General features: G+C 32.6%; 18 protein-coding genes. 12 read left to right on the forward strand and 6 right to left on the reverse strand.

The window, feature by feature from the left end:
• The first annotated feature begins 9 nt into the window (after window positions 1-9).
• Genes H6589_11235 through H6589_11255 form a run of 5 tightly spaced genes read left to right on the forward strand, consistent with a single transcriptional unit; the run spans window position 10 to window position 2,919 of the window.
• Window positions 10-711 (forward strand): CoA transferase subunit A, encoded by a 702-nt coding sequence (locus tag H6589_11235; GenBank protein ID MCB9175171.1) that lies wholly within the window; start codon window positions 10-12, stop codon window positions 709-711.
• A 31-nt stretch (window positions 712-742) separates the two neighbouring features.
• The gene (locus H6589_11240; GenBank protein ID MCB9175172.1) at window positions 743-1,096 is read left to right on the forward strand and encodes a four helix bundle protein; all 354 of its coding nucleotides are present in this window, start codon (window positions 743-745) and stop codon (window positions 1,094-1,096) included.
• 35 nt (window positions 1,097-1,131) lie between these two features.
• A complete protein-coding gene (locus H6589_11245; GenBank protein ID MCB9175173.1) occupies window positions 1,132-1,788 on the forward strand; it encodes a CoA transferase subunit B in 657 nt (218 codons plus the stop codon).
• Window positions 1,789-1,799: 11 nt separating this feature from the next.
• Window positions 1,800-2,252: a DUF2750 domain-containing protein gene (locus H6589_11250; GenBank protein MCB9175174.1), complete on the forward strand. Its 453-nt coding sequence runs from the start codon at window positions 1,800-1,802 to the stop codon at window positions 2,250-2,252.
• A 22-nt stretch (window positions 2,253-2,274) separates the two neighbouring features.
• Window positions 2,275-2,919: a hypothetical protein gene (locus tag H6589_11255; GenBank protein MCB9175175.1), complete on the forward strand. Its 645-nt coding sequence runs from the start codon at window positions 2,275-2,277 to the stop codon at window positions 2,917-2,919.
• A gap of 57 nt (window positions 2,920-2,976) precedes the next feature.
• On the opposite strand, the gene H6589_11260 is transcribed toward H6589_11255, so the two are convergent.
• The 3 genes from H6589_11260 to H6589_11270 all read right to left on the reverse strand — a co-directional run bounded on the left by H6589_11260 (window position 2,977) and on the right by H6589_11270 (window position 7,300).
• The gene (locus H6589_11260) at window positions 2,977-5,019 is read right to left on the reverse strand and encodes a dihydrofolate reductase (GenBank protein MCB9175176.1); all 2,043 of its coding nucleotides are present in this window, start codon (window positions 5,017-5,019) and stop codon (window positions 2,977-2,979) included.
• Between the two features lie 170 nt (window positions 5,020-5,189).
• Window positions 5,190-6,818 (reverse strand): Ig-like domain-containing protein, encoded by a 1,629-nt coding sequence (locus H6589_11265; protein MCB9175177.1) that lies wholly within the window; start codon window positions 6,816-6,818, stop codon window positions 5,190-5,192.
• A complete protein-coding gene (locus H6589_11270) occupies window positions 6,815-7,300 on the reverse strand; it encodes a GAF domain-containing protein (protein MCB9175178.1) in 486 nt (161 codons plus the stop codon). The genes H6589_11265 and H6589_11270 overlap by 4 nt, the downstream gene beginning before the upstream one ends.
• Window positions 7,301-7,412: 112 nt before the next feature.
• Here H6589_11270 and H6589_11275 point away from each other — a divergent pair, with 112 nt between their 5' ends.
• From H6589_11275 to H6589_11300, 6 genes are all read left to right on the forward strand, one after another.
• Window positions 7,413-7,775 (forward strand): hypothetical protein, encoded by a 363-nt coding sequence (locus H6589_11275; protein ID MCB9175179.1) that lies wholly within the window; start codon window positions 7,413-7,415, stop codon window positions 7,773-7,775.
• A 94-nt stretch (window positions 7,776-7,869) separates the two neighbouring features.
• A complete protein-coding gene (locus H6589_11280) occupies window positions 7,870-8,388 on the forward strand; it encodes a hypothetical protein (GenBank protein MCB9175180.1) in 519 nt (172 codons plus the stop codon).
• A 1-nt stretch (window position 8,389) separates the two neighbouring features.
• Window positions 8,390-9,667 carry a sodium:proton antiporter NhaD gene (nhaD, locus tag H6589_11285; GenBank protein ID MCB9175181.1) on the forward strand — a complete coding sequence of 426 codons (1,278 nt, stop codon included), beginning with the start codon at window positions 8,390-8,392 and terminating at the stop codon, window positions 9,665-9,667.
• Window positions 9,668-9,807: 140 nt separating this feature from the next.
• Window positions 9,808-10,533: a 3-deoxy-manno-octulosonate cytidylyltransferase gene (gene kdsB / locus H6589_11290; protein ID MCB9175182.1), complete on the forward strand. Its 726-nt coding sequence runs from the start codon at window positions 9,808-9,810 to the stop codon at window positions 10,531-10,533.
• Between the two features lie 97 nt (window positions 10,534-10,630).
• Window positions 10,631-12,796, forward strand: coding sequence for a ribonuclease R (rnr, locus tag H6589_11295; GenBank protein MCB9175183.1), 2,166 nt, complete (start codon window positions 10,631-10,633; stop codon window positions 12,794-12,796).
• 7 nt (window positions 12,797-12,803) lie between these two features.
• Entirely contained in the window at window positions 12,804-13,403 is a 600-nt protein-coding gene (locus H6589_11300; protein MCB9175184.1) for a DUF2238 domain-containing protein, read from the forward strand.
• Here H6589_11300 and H6589_11305 read toward each other — a convergent pair.
• Window positions 13,380-14,873, reverse strand: coding sequence for a hypothetical protein (locus H6589_11305; GenBank protein MCB9175185.1), 1,494 nt, complete (start codon window positions 14,871-14,873; stop codon window positions 13,380-13,382). The genes H6589_11300 and H6589_11305 overlap by 24 nt on opposite strands.
• A gap of 147 nt (window positions 14,874-15,020) precedes the next feature.
• On the opposite strand from H6589_11305, the gene H6589_11310 reads away from it, so the two are divergent.
• Window positions 15,021-16,568, forward strand: a complete 1,548-nt coding sequence (locus H6589_11310) for a 1-acyl-sn-glycerol-3-phosphate acyltransferase (protein MCB9175186.1) — start codon at window positions 15,021-15,023, stop codon at window positions 16,566-16,568.
• A gap of 11 nt (window positions 16,569-16,579) precedes the next feature.
• Here the strand turns inward: H6589_11310 and H6589_11315 are convergent, their stop codons facing one another.
• Both H6589_11315 and H6589_11320 read right to left on the reverse strand, forming a co-directional pair.
• Window positions 16,580-17,575, reverse strand: a complete 996-nt coding sequence (locus H6589_11315; GenBank protein MCB9175187.1) for an NAD(P)H-dependent glycerol-3-phosphate dehydrogenase — start codon at window positions 17,573-17,575, stop codon at window positions 16,580-16,582.
• A gap of 27 nt (window positions 17,576-17,602) precedes the next feature.
• Window positions 17,603-19,675: a glycosyltransferase family 39 protein gene (locus H6589_11320; GenBank protein ID MCB9175188.1), complete on the reverse strand. Its 2,073-nt coding sequence runs from the start codon at window positions 19,673-19,675 to the stop codon at window positions 17,603-17,605.
• Window positions 19,676-19,679: the final 4 nt, after the last annotated feature.

Consider the following 19,679-nt stretch of genomic DNA (forward strand, 5'->3'; position numbering starts at 1 on the left):
AAAATAACTATGGCTATTAATAAAGTTGTTGCCAATGTTGAAGATGCAACAAAAGGAATTAAAGACGATATGACCTTAATGTTAGGTGGTTTCGGCTTGTGTGGAATACCTGAAAACTGTATCGCTCAGTTGGTAAAAATGAATGTAAAAGGGTTAACTTGTATCTCTAACAATGCTGGTGTAGACGATTTTGGGTTGGGTTTACTCTTACAAAACAAACAAATTAAAAAAATGATTTCCTCATACGTTGGCGAAAACGACGAGTTTGAACGACAAATGTTGAGTGGAGAATTGGAAGTTGACTTAATTCCTCAAGGTTCATTAGCAGAACGTTGTAGAGCTGGTGGAGCAGGAATACCCGCATTTTTTACCCCCGCAGGATACGGTACCGAAGTTGCCGAAGGCAAAGAAGTTCGAATATTTGATGGTAAACCTCACATTTTAGAAGCAGCTTTAACTGCCAATTTTGCCATAGTAAAAGCTTGGAAAGGCGATACTGCAGGTAATTTAATTTATAAAGCTACTGCCCGAAATTTTAATCCTATGATGGCTATGGCAGGTAAAATTACTATTGCCGAAGTAGAACATTTAGTCCCTGAAGGCGAATTAGACCCCAATTTTATTCATACTCCTGGCATTTTTGTACAACGCATTTTTCAAGGAGCAAATTACGAGAAGAGAATTGAACAGAGAACCGTTAGGAGTAAATAATTTGAAAATGCCTTGATTTGAGAATTTGAACATGAGAAACGATAAAGAAAATCTAATTGTAAATTTAACCTTTGCTTTTGCGATAAAAATTATCGATTTTTCTGAAGAAATTAGATCTAAAAATCGTTTTGAGATGGCTTCTCAAATTTTTAGAAGTGGAACATCAATAGGTGCAAACATTAGAGAAGCTCAAAATGCGGAAAGTAAAGCTGACTTTATTCATAAATTTAAAATAGCCGCTAAAGAAACAGACGAGTTGATTTATTGGCTTCAACTATGTAAAGAATCAACACATTATCCAAGTCCTAATGAGGAGTTAATAAAAGAACTAAACACAATACATTTGATTATATCAAAAATTATTTCATCAAGTAAAAAGAAATAATTTTTCAAATTTTCAAATTTTCAAATTGATTAATTATGTTAGACAAGATTGGAATAGCAAAAAGAATTGCACAAGAATTAAAAGATGGTTGGTATGTTAACTTAGGAATAGGTATTCCTACCTTGGTTGCTAACTTTGTAAACAAAGACATTACGGTTGAGTTTCAATCGGAAAATGGAATTTTGGGCATGGGCCCTTTTCCATTTGATGGAGAAGAAGATGCCGATTTAATTAATGCAGGTAAACAAACCGTAACCTTACAACCTGGCGCTTCTATTTTTGACTCTGCAACAAGCTTTGCCATGATTAGAGGACAACATGTTCAGCTAACGGTATTGGGTGCTATGGAAGTTTCTCAGAACGGCGATATTGCCAACTGGAAAATACCAGGTAAAATGGTAAAAGGTATGGGTGGTGCTATGGATTTAGTAGCTTCTGCAAAAAATATTATTGTTGCCATGATGCACACCAACAAAGCTGGCGAAAGTAAATTATTACCAGCATGTTCATTGCCATTAACTGGTGTTGGATGTGTTACCAAAGTGGTTACCGAATTAGCGGTAATGGAAATTAAAAACGGTGCATTTTATTTGCTTGAACGTGCTCCAGGTGTTACGGTAGAACAAATTAAAACCGCTACCGCAGGTAAATTAGTTATTGAAGGAGAAATACCTGAAATGCAATTAGATTAAAATTATTTACGATGTCTCAACATTCCATTAAAACAAAAGGGAACCACCAAGAATTCATAAAAAAAGTATGTGAAACTGGTGTTGTTTGGTGCCTTAAAAACAGTGAGGGATTAGCTACGTCTAATTCAACCATTTATGAAGGTAGAAAAGGTGAGCCAATTGGTTTGTTTTGTTTTTGGTCGGACAAAAAATTAGCACAAGATTGTGTGTTGGATAACTGGGACGATTATACCCCAAACCAAATAACCTTGAGTGAGTTTATTGAAGATTGGTGTTTAGGAATCTCTAACGATGGTTATATGGTGGGCTCAAATTTTGACCAAAACATGATTGGAAGCGAAGTTGACGCATTAGACTTAATTATTGCTTTTAGCAAAGAACTCAAAACTCAAAAAAAAGAAATCAAGTTGAAAAAATTTGACCACATCAATACATTGGTTGATGAGATAGAGAAGTTGGGTTAAAACAAATATTGATATTTCTTTTATGCTCGAAATATTTTCTGAAACTATCACATTTAACATTCTAAAATCTCCATCACTATTTGAGAGAATTATTGTTGTCCTGCTTTTTGTACTTCTATTTTTTGGGTTCATTTATATAGGTCCTCTTGTTTTTTTATGGTTAGGTATACCTTATGATAAATTAACAGCAAAAATGATGATGATTATCTTACTGCCTCTTTTATATTTTTTAGAAAGACGCTACGATAAAAAAGTCAGAGGAAGAATAATTGGTGATATTTCATTGGATAAAAAAGGACTAATAATAAATCAAAAAAATTGTTCAACAATTGAATTTAAAAATATTAAAATGTTATGGATAAATTTTGGAATGAATACTGTAACAGAAAAAAGAACAGAATATAAATTCTCTGATTTCGAAACAATTAAAATAAAAATTATTGACTTAAATGACGAATCAATATTTTTTCATGTTAATAATCATGCTAACAATAATAAAACCTTGGTATCTGATTATTTAGACTATTTAAAGAAACACCATCATTTTTTCAAAATACATTTCCACGATCAAAAGAGATTTTCTAAAAAAGAATATTTTAAAACATTGAGAAGATATTCTGTTATGCAGTCAAGCCTTATTAAGCGAAATGGAAGACCACCTCGTTAGATAAAAAAGAGCCAATTCAAATGAATTGGCTCTTTTTTATCTAAGTGTTTTTACTTCTTAATTTTCGCTTGGTAAAAACGAGTAAGTTTTAGCATACTCTAACATTTGTTCAGTAAAATCTGTTGGGTATTCTACTTTAATGTCGGTAATTTCGCCTTTAGCATCCAATACTGGAACTAATTTAGGGTTAATAAAGCCGTTGTAAGGAGCAATTTTTAATTTCTCTACTCTCGCCAATACTTCTTTGTGTAAAGCTTGGTCAACTTGTACTCCATAGTTTTCTACCAAGGCAGCACCGGCTTTGTAATCGCCTTCCGATTTAATTTTTTGAATAATCATTAACAACTCTCCAAAAAGGCTTCTCAATTTATCGTAATCGTTTACCACAAAATACGTTTTACCGTCTTTTACAATTTTTTCAATTACTTTGTCTTTGGTACCTTTTTCAAAAGCCCAAGAAGCCACCAATTGTCTGTTTCTCATGTGGGCCTCTTCAATTACAGCTCCTGGCTCTAATCTCATCAATTGAGTCATCATACCATTTCTGATGTAATCATCATAAGCAGCTTTACCAACTTCTAACGATGACATTAATCCCATCTCAACCAATTTGTTGTCCATTAAATAATACAAACCAACCAAGTCAGCTCTAGCCTCTTCTAAAGTAGATGCGTAGCTTTTTAATGTCTCGTTTGGCGTACCAACGCCTTTGTTTAATTTACCCGAAGCATGTCCAATAACCTCATGCAAAGCCGTGTGCATTTTATCACCTACATCGCCATGAGCAATTTGCATTTCCATTTCTTTATCGGTATAGCAAAACTCTTTTAACAAATCGCTGCCACCAGCTTTTCCGTAAGCGTGAATAATACTTCCCAAACTCACCGATTTAGAACCGTGTGCAGCTCTAATCCAATCAGCATTTGGTAAGTTCACTCCAATTGGTGTTGATGGAGAAGCATCGCCAGATTCTCCAGCAACTTCTACCACTTTATAAGAAACACCCACTACTTTTTCTTTTTTGTGTTCTGGTAAAATGGTAGAATTATCTTCAAACCATTGAGCGTTGTTAGCTACAATAGCCATTCTTTCTGATGCTTCAAAATCTTTCATTTGAACGATGGTTTCAAACGAACCTCTGTAACCCAATGGGTCGTTATACACTTCAATAAATGAATTGATGTAATCGATGTCGCCTTCAGTAGCTTCAGTCCAAGCAATGTTGTACGCATCCCAAGTTTTTAAATCGCCTGTTTTATAATAATCGATTAACAATTTTAACGCATTGCCTTGTTTTTCGTTTTCAGCAACACCAACAGCTAAATCCAACCATTTAATTACTTCATCAATAGCTGCACCATACATCCCTCCCGATTTCCAAACCTTTTCTTCTAAACCGCTTGCTCCTCTTACCAATTTCGAATTTAAACCGAAAGAAACTGGTTTTAAATCGTTTTTGTCAACTTTAGCAGCATAAAATGCTTGAGCTTCCTTCTCAGTAATATCAGCATCGTAAAAATTGGTAGCAGAAGCCAACAATAAATCTTTGCTTGCATCTAAACTCACTTTTTTAGCATCAATTTCGGGATTAAAAATCACCTCAACCACTTCAGGAGCCAATTCGGTTTTTGTTGCTGTCATTAACGAAGTAAAATATTCTTTCGAAAAATCAGGTTTAAACTTATCGTTTGAATAATGATGGTGAATACCATTGGCAAACCACACTCGTTTGGTATAAATCATAAAATTTTTCCAATCAGCAGCTTCTTTATCACCCGCATAGTTTTGTACAATGTTTTCTAAAGCACGTCTAATTTTTAAGTTGTGACGGTAATTTTGATCCCAAATAATATCTCTACCAGCATAACCAGCTTGAGTTAAATAATAAACCAACTTTTTTTGTTGTAAGCTTAACTTGTTCCAACCGTTTATTCTGTAACGTAATACATTGATGTCGGCAAATTGATCAGCTTTCCAAACAAAATTTGAATCGTTTTCTTCAACAACTTCTGTTGTTTCGGTTTTCACTTCTTTATCGCCACAAGAAACCATTAAAATGGTTGCCAGCAATAATAACATAAAATAGTTGATGTGTTTCATTCTTTTCCTTTTTTAAATTTAAAGAGGCACAAAGAAAATTATTTTAAGTGGCTTATCCAATTTTTTAGGAAACAATACGACATACGTTGTTATTATATTGATGAACAAGTATTTATAACCTACAACAACACTATAAATAAAGAAAAATAATATAAGAGTATTCAAGAAGCTTAAAGCTTAATGTTCCATTTAATTTCGTTGTCCCAATTTTCTCTAATCGTAATGTTATCTTGATAAAAGATTACTCGTTCGGGTTGTAAGTTTTGCTCATAATTACCAGCATCCCATTTTTTGTTGTTGTTGGTATCAATAATTAGTTTTATTTGGTATTCACCAGGAGTTAAATAAGGAATTAAATTATGTACATGAATTTGAGGGTTATAAGAATCAAAGATTTCTTTTACTATTTCGTTTTTATGCAGAATTTGTAAAATATAATTTTCAGTGAAATTTGTAACTATAGACAGATTAAGAGTCCCATAATTTTCTTCCTTTTTAGTTTTAAATACATTAATTAAAGTATCGTTTTTTAATCCATAAACCGAATTAAGAGCCTCTGGTTCTATGACTAACTTATAGTTGGTATTTTCTTTTAATGTAATGATTTCTATAAATACTTTTAAATCAGAATTTTTATCTTTTTCTAGTATAAAGGGTACACTTATACTATCTTCAAACAACTTTATTTTTTCTTTTTCAAACACAGCTAAAGGTTGGTGAGTAGTTATTTCAAGTGTTTTATTTAAATCGAACAAGGCAGTAGCATTGCTAGAAATACTCAACAAAGTATCTTTAAAATCTTGCTTAATTATCATTTCAACATTAGCAGTATCAATGGTTTTGCCTTTGTCTTTTATGATAAATGTTTGTTGGTCAGTAGATACCTCATTTTGTAGCCAAAAGGTGTGTTGAAGTTGATTTTTACTAGTCTCTTTTGCAGAACAAACAATTGGCTTATCATCTTCATTAAAAACCTCAACATGAGTGGATGGATTGTTTAATTCAACAGTAAGTTTTCCGTATTGCTTGTTTTCTATTTTCTTTACAAATTGAATTTCACTTTCTTTAGCAAACAAATACAATGCTGCATCGCTGGTGTTAGAATCTAGTTGAATAGCTTCATTTAAAAATGCCACTTGCTCATTGGGTAAATCGTACAAATAATTACCGTTTATATCGTCTAAAGCAAATACTTTGTATGTGCCAGCGGCAATGTTTGTAATGCTAAAAAGTCCATCGGCATTAGTTTTTGCCAAGTAATTTGGTTTTTGTTTTAAAGGAACTGAATCTTCTAATTGGTTATAAAGCATAACAAAAACAGCCGCTTTTGGGGTTAAATCTTCGGCATTCAACACTTTTCCCGAATAACTCAACGAATCAATATAATCGCCTGTAGAAAACACGTATTTGTAATTGGGATAAGGATTGTTTTCGGTAATATCAATAATGGCATCACCAAAATTTAAACTGTAGGTGGTGTTGGGCTCCAAGCCATCAGGTAATTTTACCACCATCTTTTTACCTTTAATCATCACCTCTGGCGTTTCTTTCATTAATGGCGAAACGATGAGTTGATTTTGTAAATTGCTTAAGCGAACAAATTCATTGAATTCTACTACAATTTCTTTTGAGGTAAAATTTAACGTTTGGTTTTCTGGTAAAGTAGCTTCTATTTCTGGAGGCAACACATCTTTTTCTCCACCAGTTAGTGCAGCACGTTGGGCACACGACCATAACGCACCAAGTAACATAAATGCAGTAAGGTTTTTAGCGGTATTATGTTTTAGATTTAAAATCAAGAAAACGTGCTGATTAGTTGAGTAAGTTGTAACAAGTATTTTTCATCAATAATATCAAAAGTATTTAATTCTTCACTATCAATGTCTAGAACCATAATAACCTCATTTTTATTGTTAAATATGGGCAATACAATTTCCGATTTTGAAGCTGAACTGCAAGCAATATGTCCTGGAAATTCATCAACATTAGGAACAATAATAGTTTCGGCATTTTGCCAAGAAGTACCACAAACGCCTTTGCCTTTTCTAATTCTTGTACAAGCAATGGGTCCTTGAAATGGTCCTAAAACCAATTCATCATTCTTTACCATATAAAACCCCACCCACAAAAAATGAAACGTGCTTTTAAGTGCAGCACTGATGTTAGCTAAATTAGCAACAACATCAGTTTCACCTGTTACCAACGCGTTTATTTGTGGTAACAAAGCCTTATATTTTTCTTCTTTCGAAAGACTTGAACTTATTAATAATTCTTCTGCCATAATGCAAATATACGTTGAGCTAAATGTGTTTACAAATGTAAAGTTTTGAGGGCTGAACTATTTATTTTCACAAAAAATAAAAAGCAATGTTATTTTGATATAATTTTGACGTATGAAAGGTTTAATGAGGGTTATTGCAATAGTTGTTTTAGCGCTGGTTTACTGCTTAGAAATAGGTAGTGTTTACAACCATTCTAACAAACAATACAGCAATGTTAGTAATAACGAAAATGTTGTTTATGCAACTTCTGTAAACTTATTGGGAAGTTCATCCAACGCTGAAAATCTAGTTGTTTCATTCAACAATACTTGTTCAATAGCTGTTAAAGACCTTTTTAAAAGCTACATCACAACAGTTAAAATAACTCAACAGATTTTTGATAAAGAGTATACTCAATACACCTTTACATCAACAAATTTTCAAATCCTTTTTCGGAAAACCGACCTGATTTTCCCCTTTAATTATTTCTGGTAAGCGATTTCTTGGATGCAATTTCTTGCATCAATTTATTCTTGAGGGTTTAAAAATCCTCTATCATGCTTATTTACTTAATTAAAATTTTTAAACAATGGATTTACAATCAATTATTATAGGCGTAATTACTATCGCACTATGTTTTTTACCTTACGTGTATTTCACTAAAAAAAATAAAAAAAGGGATCAACAATTTTTTCAATTGCTTTTAGATAAAGCAAATCAATTGAATTGCAATTTAACTACTCATGAGGTTACAGGCAACATTATTATTGGATTAGATGATGAGAAAAAAGAACTTTTTTTCTTAAAAAGAACTCGAAATTATGAACGTTTACAACACTTGAATTTAAATGAAATGAAAAGTGTTAAACTAAATAATGTAAGTAGAATGGTTGGACCAAAAGAGAGCAAACAAAAAGTGATTGATAAACTTCAATTGATTTTTACACCGATAGACACAACAAAACGTGACATCATTTTTGAATTTTATAACTCTGATGAAACGTTGGTGATGAACGGGGAATTGCAACTGATAGAAAAATGGTCAAAAATATTGACCGATAAAATTACGCCTCAACCCATAAAACCTTTCACTAAAAAAGCAGCATAACATGGAAACAATTATTATTTCAATTTTTGCATTAGGCTATCTAGGTATAGCTTTCGAGCATCCGTTAAAAATAAATAAAGCACCAATGGCATTACTAACCGGTATTTTGTGCTGGGTAGTGTTGTTTTTATATGGAGGCCAGCCTGCCGAAGAAACCACAGAATTATCTCATCATTTTGCAAAAATTGCAGAGATTTTGTTCTTCTTACTTGGTGCAATGACCATTGTAGAATTGGTTGATTCTCATCAAGGGTTTAAAGTTATTACCAACAGAATTACTACCAAAGACACCCGTAAATTGCTTTGGATTATTTCATTAGTAACTTTTTTCTTATCGGCTGTATTAGATAATTTAACCACATCTATTGTAATGATTTCGTTATTACGACGGTTAATACACGACGATACACAACGTAAGTTTTTTGCAGGGATGGTTATTATTGCTGCCAATGCTGGTGGTGCTTGGTCGCCAATTGGTGATGTAACCACTACCATGCTTTGGATTGGTGGACAAGTTACAGCAGTTAATATTGTAAAAGAACTTTTTATACCAAGTTTAGTTTGTTTGGTTGTTCCTTTACTTTATCTTTCGTTTAAACTAAAAGGTCAAATTCAACAAAATGCATACAACCGCGATGCTGCATTTGTAGAAGAAGATGTAAAAGGAAGTAAACTCATGTTTTTTGTTGGTGTAGGAGCTTTATTGTTTGTGCCAATTTTTAAAACCATTACTCACATGCCTCCTTACATGGGTATGTTGTTAGGCTTGGGTGTGCTTTGGATAATTTCAGAATTTATTCATGCTGATAAAGATGAAGAAGCTAAAAAACCTTACACAGCAATTCACGCTTTGTCAAAAATCGACACTTCAAGTATTTTGTTTTTTATGGGGATTTTAGTAGCTATTTCTGCCATGGAAACTTCTGGCATTTTAACAAATTTTGCCACATCCATGAACAATTGGATAGGTAACCAAGATATTATTGTTACTGCAATAGGACTTATTTCTGCAGTAATAGATAACGTACCGTTAGTTGCAGCTTCAATGGGAATGTACGATTTAGCCACCTATTTGCCAGATGCTAAAATTTGGGAAATGATGGCTTACTGCGCAGGAACAGGAGGCTCTGTTTTAATTATTGGTTCTGCTGCTGGCGTTGCCGTTATGGGTATGGAAAAAATAGATTTTATCTGGTACTTAAAAAAGTTTAGTTTATTAGCCATGTTGGGTTACTTTTCTGGGCTTGCAGCTTATTTGGTAATATTTCATTTTATTTAACGATTAGTTTTTGATTAGTTTAGATGGTGATGCTAAGTCGAGTGGTTTAAAAAAACTGTTCGACTTAGTTTTCATTTTGTGGCATTTTCGTTTAGAATGATAAATTAGCTACCTTTACTTTTGAAAAATAAAAAATTCAATTGAAAATTTTAGGCATCATACCCGCTCGTTTCGGTTCTACTCGTTTCCCAGGCAAACCCTTGATAGATATTAATGGTAAAACCATGATACAACGCGTTTATGAACAAGCCAAACAAACTACACTTTTATCGGATGTAGTGGTTGCAACCGACGACGATCGAATTTTTAATGAAGTTAATCGGTTTGGAGGCAAGGCAGTAATGACCTCTCCAAATCACCAAAGTGGTACCGACCGTTGTGCTGAAGTAGTCAATAAACTTACTGAACAATACGATGTTGTCATCAACATTCAAGGAGACGAACCATTTATTAACCCAAAACAAATAACTCAATTGTGTAATTGCTTTTTAGATGAAAAAACACAAATAGCTACCTTAATAAAAAAGATTACCGACCAACACGATTTGTTTAACGAAAACAAGGTAAAAGTTACTTTTTCCTCTAGCCAATTTGCTATCTATTTTAGCAGAAATGCAATTCCATTTTTTAGAGGTGAAGCACCTGAAAATTGGTTAAAAAAACACGCTTATTTCAAGCACATTGGTATTTATGGCTACAAAACCGAAGTGCTTAAAAAAGTAACTGTTTTAGCCCCATCAACACTTGAAATAGCTGAAGGATTAGAACAGTTAAGATGGTTAGAAAATGGCTACAACATAAAAGTTGCTGAAACAGATCTAGAAGCCATTGCTATTGATACTCCTGATGATTTGAAGAAAATCTAAATCAAATTCAATTAAACACCTCTTGTTTAAAACATTAACTTCGAGTTAAGCCTACCCCTATTTTTATTGGTAACTTTAAGAAATTATTATTTACTAGATGTCAAAACATAAAAAAAACTCGAATTCTGGAGGTTTCAAAGCCAATTTAATTCAACAAATTATCAGCATTTTTGATAAAAACCCTACCCAAACTTTTAACTACAAACAATTAAGCCAAGCTTTTGGTTTTAAAGATGTTGCTAACAAAAAATTAGTGAACATTATTTTAGAAGAACTCACTCATCAGGGAAAATTGAGAGAACTAAAAAGAGGTTCTTTCAAATTAAACTCCTCAAAATCATTACTAGAAGGTACGCTTGATATGACAAGTAGAGGTGCAGCATATTTAATTGTGCCCGATACTGAAGTAGATGTTTACATTGCTCCAAAAAACACTGGAAATGCCTTACATGGAGACAAAGTTAAAGTAAACGTATTTTACAGTAAAGCCAATAAAAAACCAGAGGGAGAAGTAATTGAAGTAGTTGAACGAGCCAAAACCGAGTTTGTTGGTATTGTAGAAAAATCGAAAAATTTTGCCTTTGTGGTAACTAGCGACCAACGCATGCCTGTTGATATTTTTATTGCCAACGATAAATTAAAAGGAGCCAAAAATGGCGAAAAAGTGGTGGCAAAAATTACCGAATGGCCAGCCGACAAAAAAAATCCGTTTGGTATAGTTACTCAAGTATTGGGTATGCCCGGCGAACACGATACGGAGATGCACGCCATTTTAGCCGAATATGGTTTGCCATACGAGTTTCCAGAAAAAGTGGAGCACGACGCAGCTAAATTGAACATTGAAATAGATGTTAAAGAAATAAAAAAACGTAGAGATTTTAGAGCAATTACAACCTTTACCATCGATCCCGCTGACGCTAAAGATTTTGACGATGCATTATCCATAAAAAAATTAGAAAACGGCAACTGGGAAATTGGCGTTCACATTGCCGATGTTTCTCATTATGTTCGACCTGGAACATTATTGGATGATGAAGCATTGAAAAGAGCAACATCGGTTTATTTGGTAGATAGGGTTGTACCCATGTTGCCAGAAGTACTATCGAACAATGCTTGTTCGTTACGGCCACAAGAAACCAAGTTGTGTTTTTCGGCAGTGTTTGAGTTGACCGAAAATGCAGAATTAAAAAACGAGTGGTTTGGTCGAACCGTGATTTTTTCTGACCGAAGATTTAGTTACGAAGAAGCCCAAGAACGAATTGAAACCAAAGAAGGCGATTTTGCAGAAGAAATTTTGCAAATGGATAAGTTGGCTAAAATATTACGAAAAGAACGCTTTAAAAAAGGAGCCATCGCTTTTGATAGAATTGAGGTAAAATTCAATTTAGATGAGCACGGAAACCCTGTTGGGATATTTTTTAAAGAAAGCAAAGACTCCAACAAACTGATTGAAGAGTTTATGTTGCTTGCCAACAAAAGAGTGGCAGAATTTATTGGTAAACCAACTGGTAAAAAAGAGTCAAAAACCTTTGTTTACCGTATTCACGACGAGCCTAACCAAGAGAAATTACTCACCTTATCTAATTTTGTAAAAACCTTTGGGTATAAATTAGACATTAACCAAGCTGATGTTACCAAATCGCTTAACAGTTTATTGGCTGATGTACACGGAAAAGCAGAAGAAAACTTAATTGAACAATTGGCTATTCGTACCATGGCAAAAGCTACGTACTCTACCAATAATATTGGACATTATGGTTTATCGTTTCCATATTACTCACATTTTACATCGCCTATTCGTCGTTACCCCGATGTTATTGCTCACCGTTTGTTACAACACTATTTAGATGGTGGTGCTTCGGTTAACCAAGAAGAAGTAGAAGAGCAATGTAAGCACTCATCGAAAATGGAAATTTTAGCTTCTGAAGCTGAAAGGGCATCTATCAAATACAAACAAGTAGAATACTTGCAAGATAAAATTGGAGAAGAATACGACGGATTTATTTCGGGTGTTAGCGAGTGGGGTATTTATGTAGAAATAATGAGTGGGATGTGCGAGGGCATGGTAAAACTTCGCGACATGGACGACGATTATTACAGTTTCGACCCAGAAAATTACTGCGCAGTAGGACGCAAAAAAGGTAAGACTTACCGTATGGGCGACGAAGTTCGTATTATGGTAAAACGTGCCGATTTAGTGCGTAAACAACTCGATTTTGTATTGGTTGATGTAGAAAGTTTTTGGGGTGGGATAAACAAATAACTTAGACATGAATAAGGTTTATATTTTCATTATCATTTTTGTATTGGTACTTACTGGAATCTTCACCAACGATAGATTAACATGGAGTTTGGAAATATTTCCTATTGTAATTGGAGGAGTAATACTAGTATCAACATACAAGAAATTTCAACTGACCCAGTTAGCATATACCTTAATTTTCATTCACTGTTTAATTCTTATATATGGTGGTATGTATACTTACGCTAATACTCCTCTAGGTAATTTTGTTAGAGATGTCTTAAGCTTAGATAGAAATCCATATGACAGACTCGGTCATTTTGCTCAAGGCTTTGTTCCTGCAATATTAATTAGAGAGTTATTTCTTAGAATTGGTAAATTTAACGTTGGAAAGTTATTTAATACTGCAATAATTTTATCATGTATGGGAATAAGTGCTGCATACGAACTTATTGAGTGGTTTGCTGCATTAATTTTAAACGAAGGTGCTGAAGAATTTTTAGGAATGCAGGGTGACCAATGGGACACACAATGGGATATGTTTGTAGCTACAGTTGGAGCAGTTGTTTCAATAACATTACTTTCAAAATATCACAACAGACAACTATTGTCTTATCAAACCCAATAAGGTTGGGTAAAAATCTTGATTGGTTGCTTTTGATTTTATCCAAGCATAAAAAGCCATTGCCTGAATATTTTCGTGTTCATACGAAACAAACGTTAATTGGTTGGAAATTTCATTTTCTAAAACATTGTTATTTCTTCCTTTAAGCACATACAGTTTAATTAATGCTAAATAGTTGAAAGCATTTTTATACACAGGGTTTTGTTTGAGAACTTCAAAATTTCGTTCAATAGATTTAATTCTTGCTTCAACTAAATCATCAAACTCTAGCTCAACAAATAAAATCAATTCCATTAAATTCTTTTTCAACACCCACTCTATACCCATCGTTTTTTTATACCAATTATCACTATGAGATAATTCGTTTAACATTTTCAGCGAAATTTTATATTCCTTATTTAAAAACCTGTAAATACCGATGTTTACTGTAGTATTAAGCTGTTCTTGTATAGTTAATTTTTGCTTGGTTTTACTTAATTCAGTTAACTTCTCAAGGGCATTATCAAGCTGATTTAAAAAAATAAAATTTGCTGCAGTTAAATGCACTGTTTTTCCATAAAATTGCTGCTGAAAAGAGCTTGAACATCTCTCTAAAGTAATGGATAACTGATTTAAGTAATTCAACGATTGTTCAAACTTCTTGTTTCTGTAACTTGTATGAGCAATCATATACAAAAACTCAGCTTTTATCAAGTTGTTCTCATTTAGCTCTTTGGTTGAGAATACCCTATTGTAATTTTCAATTAAGTAAGGTTCAAAATCAAAAAAATCTTGTTTTGCAATAATACCTGCCCTAATTATTTTTAATAAGTTTAACACTACTCTTGGGCTTTTCAATACTGATTTATCAATACTTAACGAGTTTAAAGTGTTGTCGATTATCTGCTGAAAATTAATTTTTAACCCTTCTTTTTTTAACGTATTTAAGTCATTTCTTACAAAACTATTTGCAATTTGTAATTGTTCATCTTGTCTTAAAACTACTTGATTTTTTTGATATTTCAGCACAACATCGTTTAATGATACGTTAATATTTAAATGGGATTTTTCAATTTGTAAAAGATAAATCGAATTCAGTAAATCCGAATAATTATATTGACTAGCAAGTGTCTCAGCTATTAATAAATACTTCCAAGCTTGATTATTTAAACCCCTATCAAATAAATAATTTACCACCCCCAACATTCCATTTATATACGACGAAGGATTTGCTTCTGAGCTAGTAGATTTTAATATAAAAAAATCTGCTAGGTGGTTAAATAACCTTTTTCGAATGGTATGATACGAATTCAAATTATTGGTTTGTAAAAGTTTAACCAATTCTCTTGGTTTTCTTTCCTTTTCTTCTTTAAGTATTGAAAACAACAACAAATCCTTACGCCCCTTTCTGTACTTATTTCTTTGAATGAAATAAACAAACTCTTTTTGTTGATTTTGATCCATTGATAATATTACTTCTTGAATAGAGTCCATTTTTATAAATACGTTTTTATATATTATATATACTATAAATAAAGATAATTATTATACTAATATACATTTTTAAAAGTACGTATTTTAATTATTAAAGATTTGATGTTTTTAAGTGTGCTTATAAATTTGACCAAAAAATTATACGCCATGAAAAAACTATTTAACAACATCAAAAAATTTAAAGGAGTAACTTCTTCAATAATTGGATTAGGAGGTTTTTGGTTAATTACTTCACTAATTTCAATAAACGTATTGGTACACACACAAGAAACACTTCATCTATCAATTAATGCAACAGTATTGATTGCCGAATTATTATTTGTCGGTATCCTTTTGGGTAGTTGGTGTTCTAAATTAATTACAAAGAAAAGGTTGGAGATGGGTATTGTTAATTTTGCTGGAATTGGTTTAACCATTACGACCTTTTTATTAGGCTGTACTGACTTAACTACAATTGAGTTTGTATTAATAGCATTGTTTACAGCTTTTCTGGGTGGTTTTTTTAGGTCGCCGTTAAGTGGATGGATAAAACAACGAACAACTATTAGTTACTTAAGAGAAACTTTGGGCTATACAAAAATTACTGCAATTGTTTTTATGCTGTGTGGAACAGTGTGTTTTTATTTTCTTCAAACCACTCACAATTCGTACTTTATTTTTAGAACCGCATCATTGTTATTTGGAATAGCAACCCTTATTTCAATTATTAAAATGCCTATTGGTTGTCTTCGTTTTATACTTTGGGCATTGTCAAAAATAATTTATAGAACACGAATAACTGGAATAAAAAATATCCCATTAAAATCTGGTGCAATTATCGTTTCAAACCACGTTTCGATACTAGATGTTTTGTTATTAACTGCTGCTGCTCCAAGAAATTTAAGGTTTGTTATGCACGACAAAGTATTTAATGCTCCAGTAATTGGTTGGGTATTTAAAAAATTGAATATGATTCCTATTAGTGGTGATTCTTCAAAAAAAGGGTTGTTAGATTTTAACGAGCGTTGTAAAAAAGAAGTTGAAAGTGGACACATTGTTTGTATTTTTCCTGAAGGTGAACTGAGTAGGAATGGACAACTCGCTGGATTTAAGAAAGGAATTGAACATTTAGCAAAAACAATAAATGCTCCAATAATACCAATGCACATGCACAATTTAATTGGTACCCCACTAACCATTAAAACAGGAACAAATAAGAAATATGGATTTAACTTTAAAACATTACAAAAAAAGGTTTACATAACAATAGGAGACCCTTTAAACAAGATTGAAAGTGCCTTTAAACTACGACAACTAATAAAAGAATTAGAGCTTATAAATGTGTCAAAAAGCATTGCTGAAAAAAGCTTAGCAGATGCCATTTTTGAAATTAAAAAACCATTATTTAAAAACTGTAGCGAAATTGTAAAAAGCAACGATTTAACACTCAAAAACTTAATAATAAATACACCTAATTATGAAGTGCGAGATTTAGTAGGAAATATAATTAAACTTACTGGTAGCAAAGCTAATAGTATTGGAAAACCCATTCCTGGTGTTATTATAAAAGCAGTAGACGAATTTGGAAAAGAATTAGATTGTTATGAGTCTGGAACACTATTTATTAAACACTGTTTTACCAATTTTAACAACTGGTATAAACTCAATTTAAAGGGTTATGTTGATGAATCCGGTTTTATTACTCTTACTCCATAAACAATATCAGTTTAAGAAAGCTTCCCCGACAAAATTTTCATTTCCATCATTGGCGAAATTTTCTCGTACAAAATGTGGTAAACCGCATCAACTATAGGCATGTTTACTTTGTATTTTTTGTTTATTTCGTAAATTCCTTTAGCTGCGTAATATCCTTCTGCAACCATGTTCATTTCTATTTGAGCCGATTTAACCGTGTAACCTCTACCTACCATGCTTCCAAAGTTTCTGTTTCTCGAAAACTGCGAGTAAGCTGTTACCAGTAAATCGCCTAAATAAGCCGAAGTTTTTACATCGCGGTGTATTTCGTGTATAGCGCTTATAAAACGCTCTGTTTCACGAATAGAACTAGCAATTAATACGGCTTGAAAATTATCGCCATAACCTAAACCATTACAAATACCACTTGCTACCGAGTAAATATTTTTTAAAATTGCCGAAAGTTCTGTTCCAAATAAATCATCAGAAGTTGACGTGTTGATATACCTGCACGACATGGCATCAGCAACAAATTGTGCAATGTTTTGATCCTGACAAGCAATGGTTAAGTAAGATAAACGTTCCATAGCAACCTCTTCGGCATGACAAGGACCAGCAATCATCCCTATTTTTTTGTAAGGAACATTAAATTTTAAATGGAAATATTCGGCAGGTATTTGATTGTATTCAGGAACCACACCTTTTACAGCCGAAATAATTATTTTGTTTTCTATACCTTGAATATTTGCATCATCAAAAGCTTTTGCCAAAAATGCCGAAGGAACAGCCACAATAATAACATCAGAATCGTCAATGGTTTTTTGTAAGTTCGAACTCAAGTTCAACTTATCTATATTAAACTCAATTGATTGTATATAATTTGGGTTGTGATGGTATTTTTTAATGTGGGCAATACAATCCTCATCTCTCATCCACCAATTAACCACATCAACGGTTTCGGTAAGTATTTTAACAATAGCTGTTGCCCAACTTCCTCCACCTAAAACGGCTATTTTTTTATTTTCCATAACACAAATATAAGTATTGTATCAAATTTATTTAAAACCTATCAGGGTTATCTTAAAATCGTCAATTAAACATTCTTGTTTTTTTGGATTCCAAACATAAACCTTTAACAAGGAATTTGGTTTTATCTCTGCCTTTTTAATCGAATACTCAATTGCCGTTTTTTTCCAATTTTCATCACTTGAAATAAAATTATTTAAGCCACCGCTGTTCCAAAAATAGGCATTACCATCAGTTTCTATCGAAACTACTAGTTGAGCCTCGGTAGAATCTTTAAACAAGTGATATGTTTCCGCTTTAATAATAAGACTTGAAGAATTATTAATTACAGTACCCACAACCAACTGAAAAGTAGCCGAATATTCATCAACTGCTTGAGCATTTTTATCGCCACGAGAGGCTGTGTTAACAATCTGTTCTTTTGGGTATGACCAATTTGGTATTTCCTCTTCAAAATGATTCGTTGTTTCTACAAGTACTTTGGCTACTTTTTTTAACTCAACAATTGAAATGTTTGGTTTTTCGTTGTGGTAAATCACAGTATTGTTTTCTTCATCTAAATACGCTGCAAACAAAGGTAAATCATTAGTTGTCTTATTCGATAAATAAAGGGTATAAGGGTTTAAAACCAATATCTTTTTTACTGATGAACTCATGATGTCTTCAGTAACCTCATCATAAGTAAAAAACTGAATATTTTTAGTGTTTTTAAATCCGCTATAATATTTGTTCTCTCTAGTTTGTACATCATTACTGATTACAATACAATTACTTTCTTTGTTTATGATATTTTCAATAATCGCATTTCGTTGAACTTCATATCCCGTTTGATGATACGCAATAACATTTTGAAGTGGATAAATACCTAAAGAAATAAAGAACAGTATAGCAAAAATAATTTTCAGTTTTTTACTTTGGAAAGACATAAAACCAGCAACAATAAACAGCAAACACAACGGGAAGTAATGGAACCAAAATAACTGCTCAAAAAAGATGAGTGACACTATTCCAGTTACCCCTAGCAAGATAATAACTAGACGAATGTTAATGGTTTTGTTGATGTAATGGTCAATTACAAAAGCTGCCGCAATACTCGTAATTGGATAAATAAACAAATAATGTCGAGGGTCGATACACATGGGAATGTATTCGGAGTAAGAAATACTCATAAAATTTGACGACAACACCAATAAAAATCCCACTACAGAAAAGAAATAAACTTCGTGGGTCAACATCCATACATCTTTCTGGTTTTTAGTAAACAAAACGGGTAAAATCAATACTATAGAAATAAACATTCCTGAATTAAGACACATTTCGTAAAACTCGTAGGCTATTCGTTTAATTACATAAATAGCTGGCAATTCGTGATAACTGCATTCACTAAAATATCGGTTGTCAAGAATGGATTTAAAGCGAATAAATGCATCGCCAGTTAAAGCAAAAAGTAATAGGAAATAAAGCACAAACAAACCAATGGTAAAACCTATTGCATACAACCAAAAGGTTCGTTTTTTGGCAATAAAAAAATCAACTACAAACAAGTAGGCTAAAACGGGTAAAATCAACACAATGGTTTCTTTAGCCAAAAAGCCAATCAGTAAGCTTAGCGCCAATAAAAAAGCATATTTTTTTGGTTGAGTTTCTTTTGCAACAAACTTGAAATAATAAAGTGTTGCAACTACACTTAGAACAAAAAATGCCACAAAAATATCAGGCATTAACTTATCGGTGTAAAACAAAAACCAATTGCTTAGGGCAATTAAACTTAACCCCACAAACAAAATAAAATTTGAGTAACGTTTTAGTATTAAAAATACAATAAACAATATTCCAACGCCAATCCCCATTGCTGGTAATGCCGAAGCAAAATCATTTATCCCAAAAACTTTATACGAAAGAGCGGTTAAAAAAACGGTTGGCCAACGGTAAAAAAAATGGTCGTTGTATTGTATAGTTCCTTGCAACACATCATGAGCCATTTCGGCGTAATGCATATCGTCCCAACCATAATGCCCCAAATAGCCAAAAACATGATTGACAATTATGACCAACACAAATAAAGAAAGCATTACATACTGGTATAAACTTTCTTTTTTCATGTTT

It is taken from the genome of Flavobacteriales bacterium (genome assembly GCA_020635795.1).
In the GTDB taxonomy this organism is placed as follows: Bacteria; Bacteroidota; Bacteroidia; order Flavobacteriales_E; family Vicingaceae; genus Vicingus.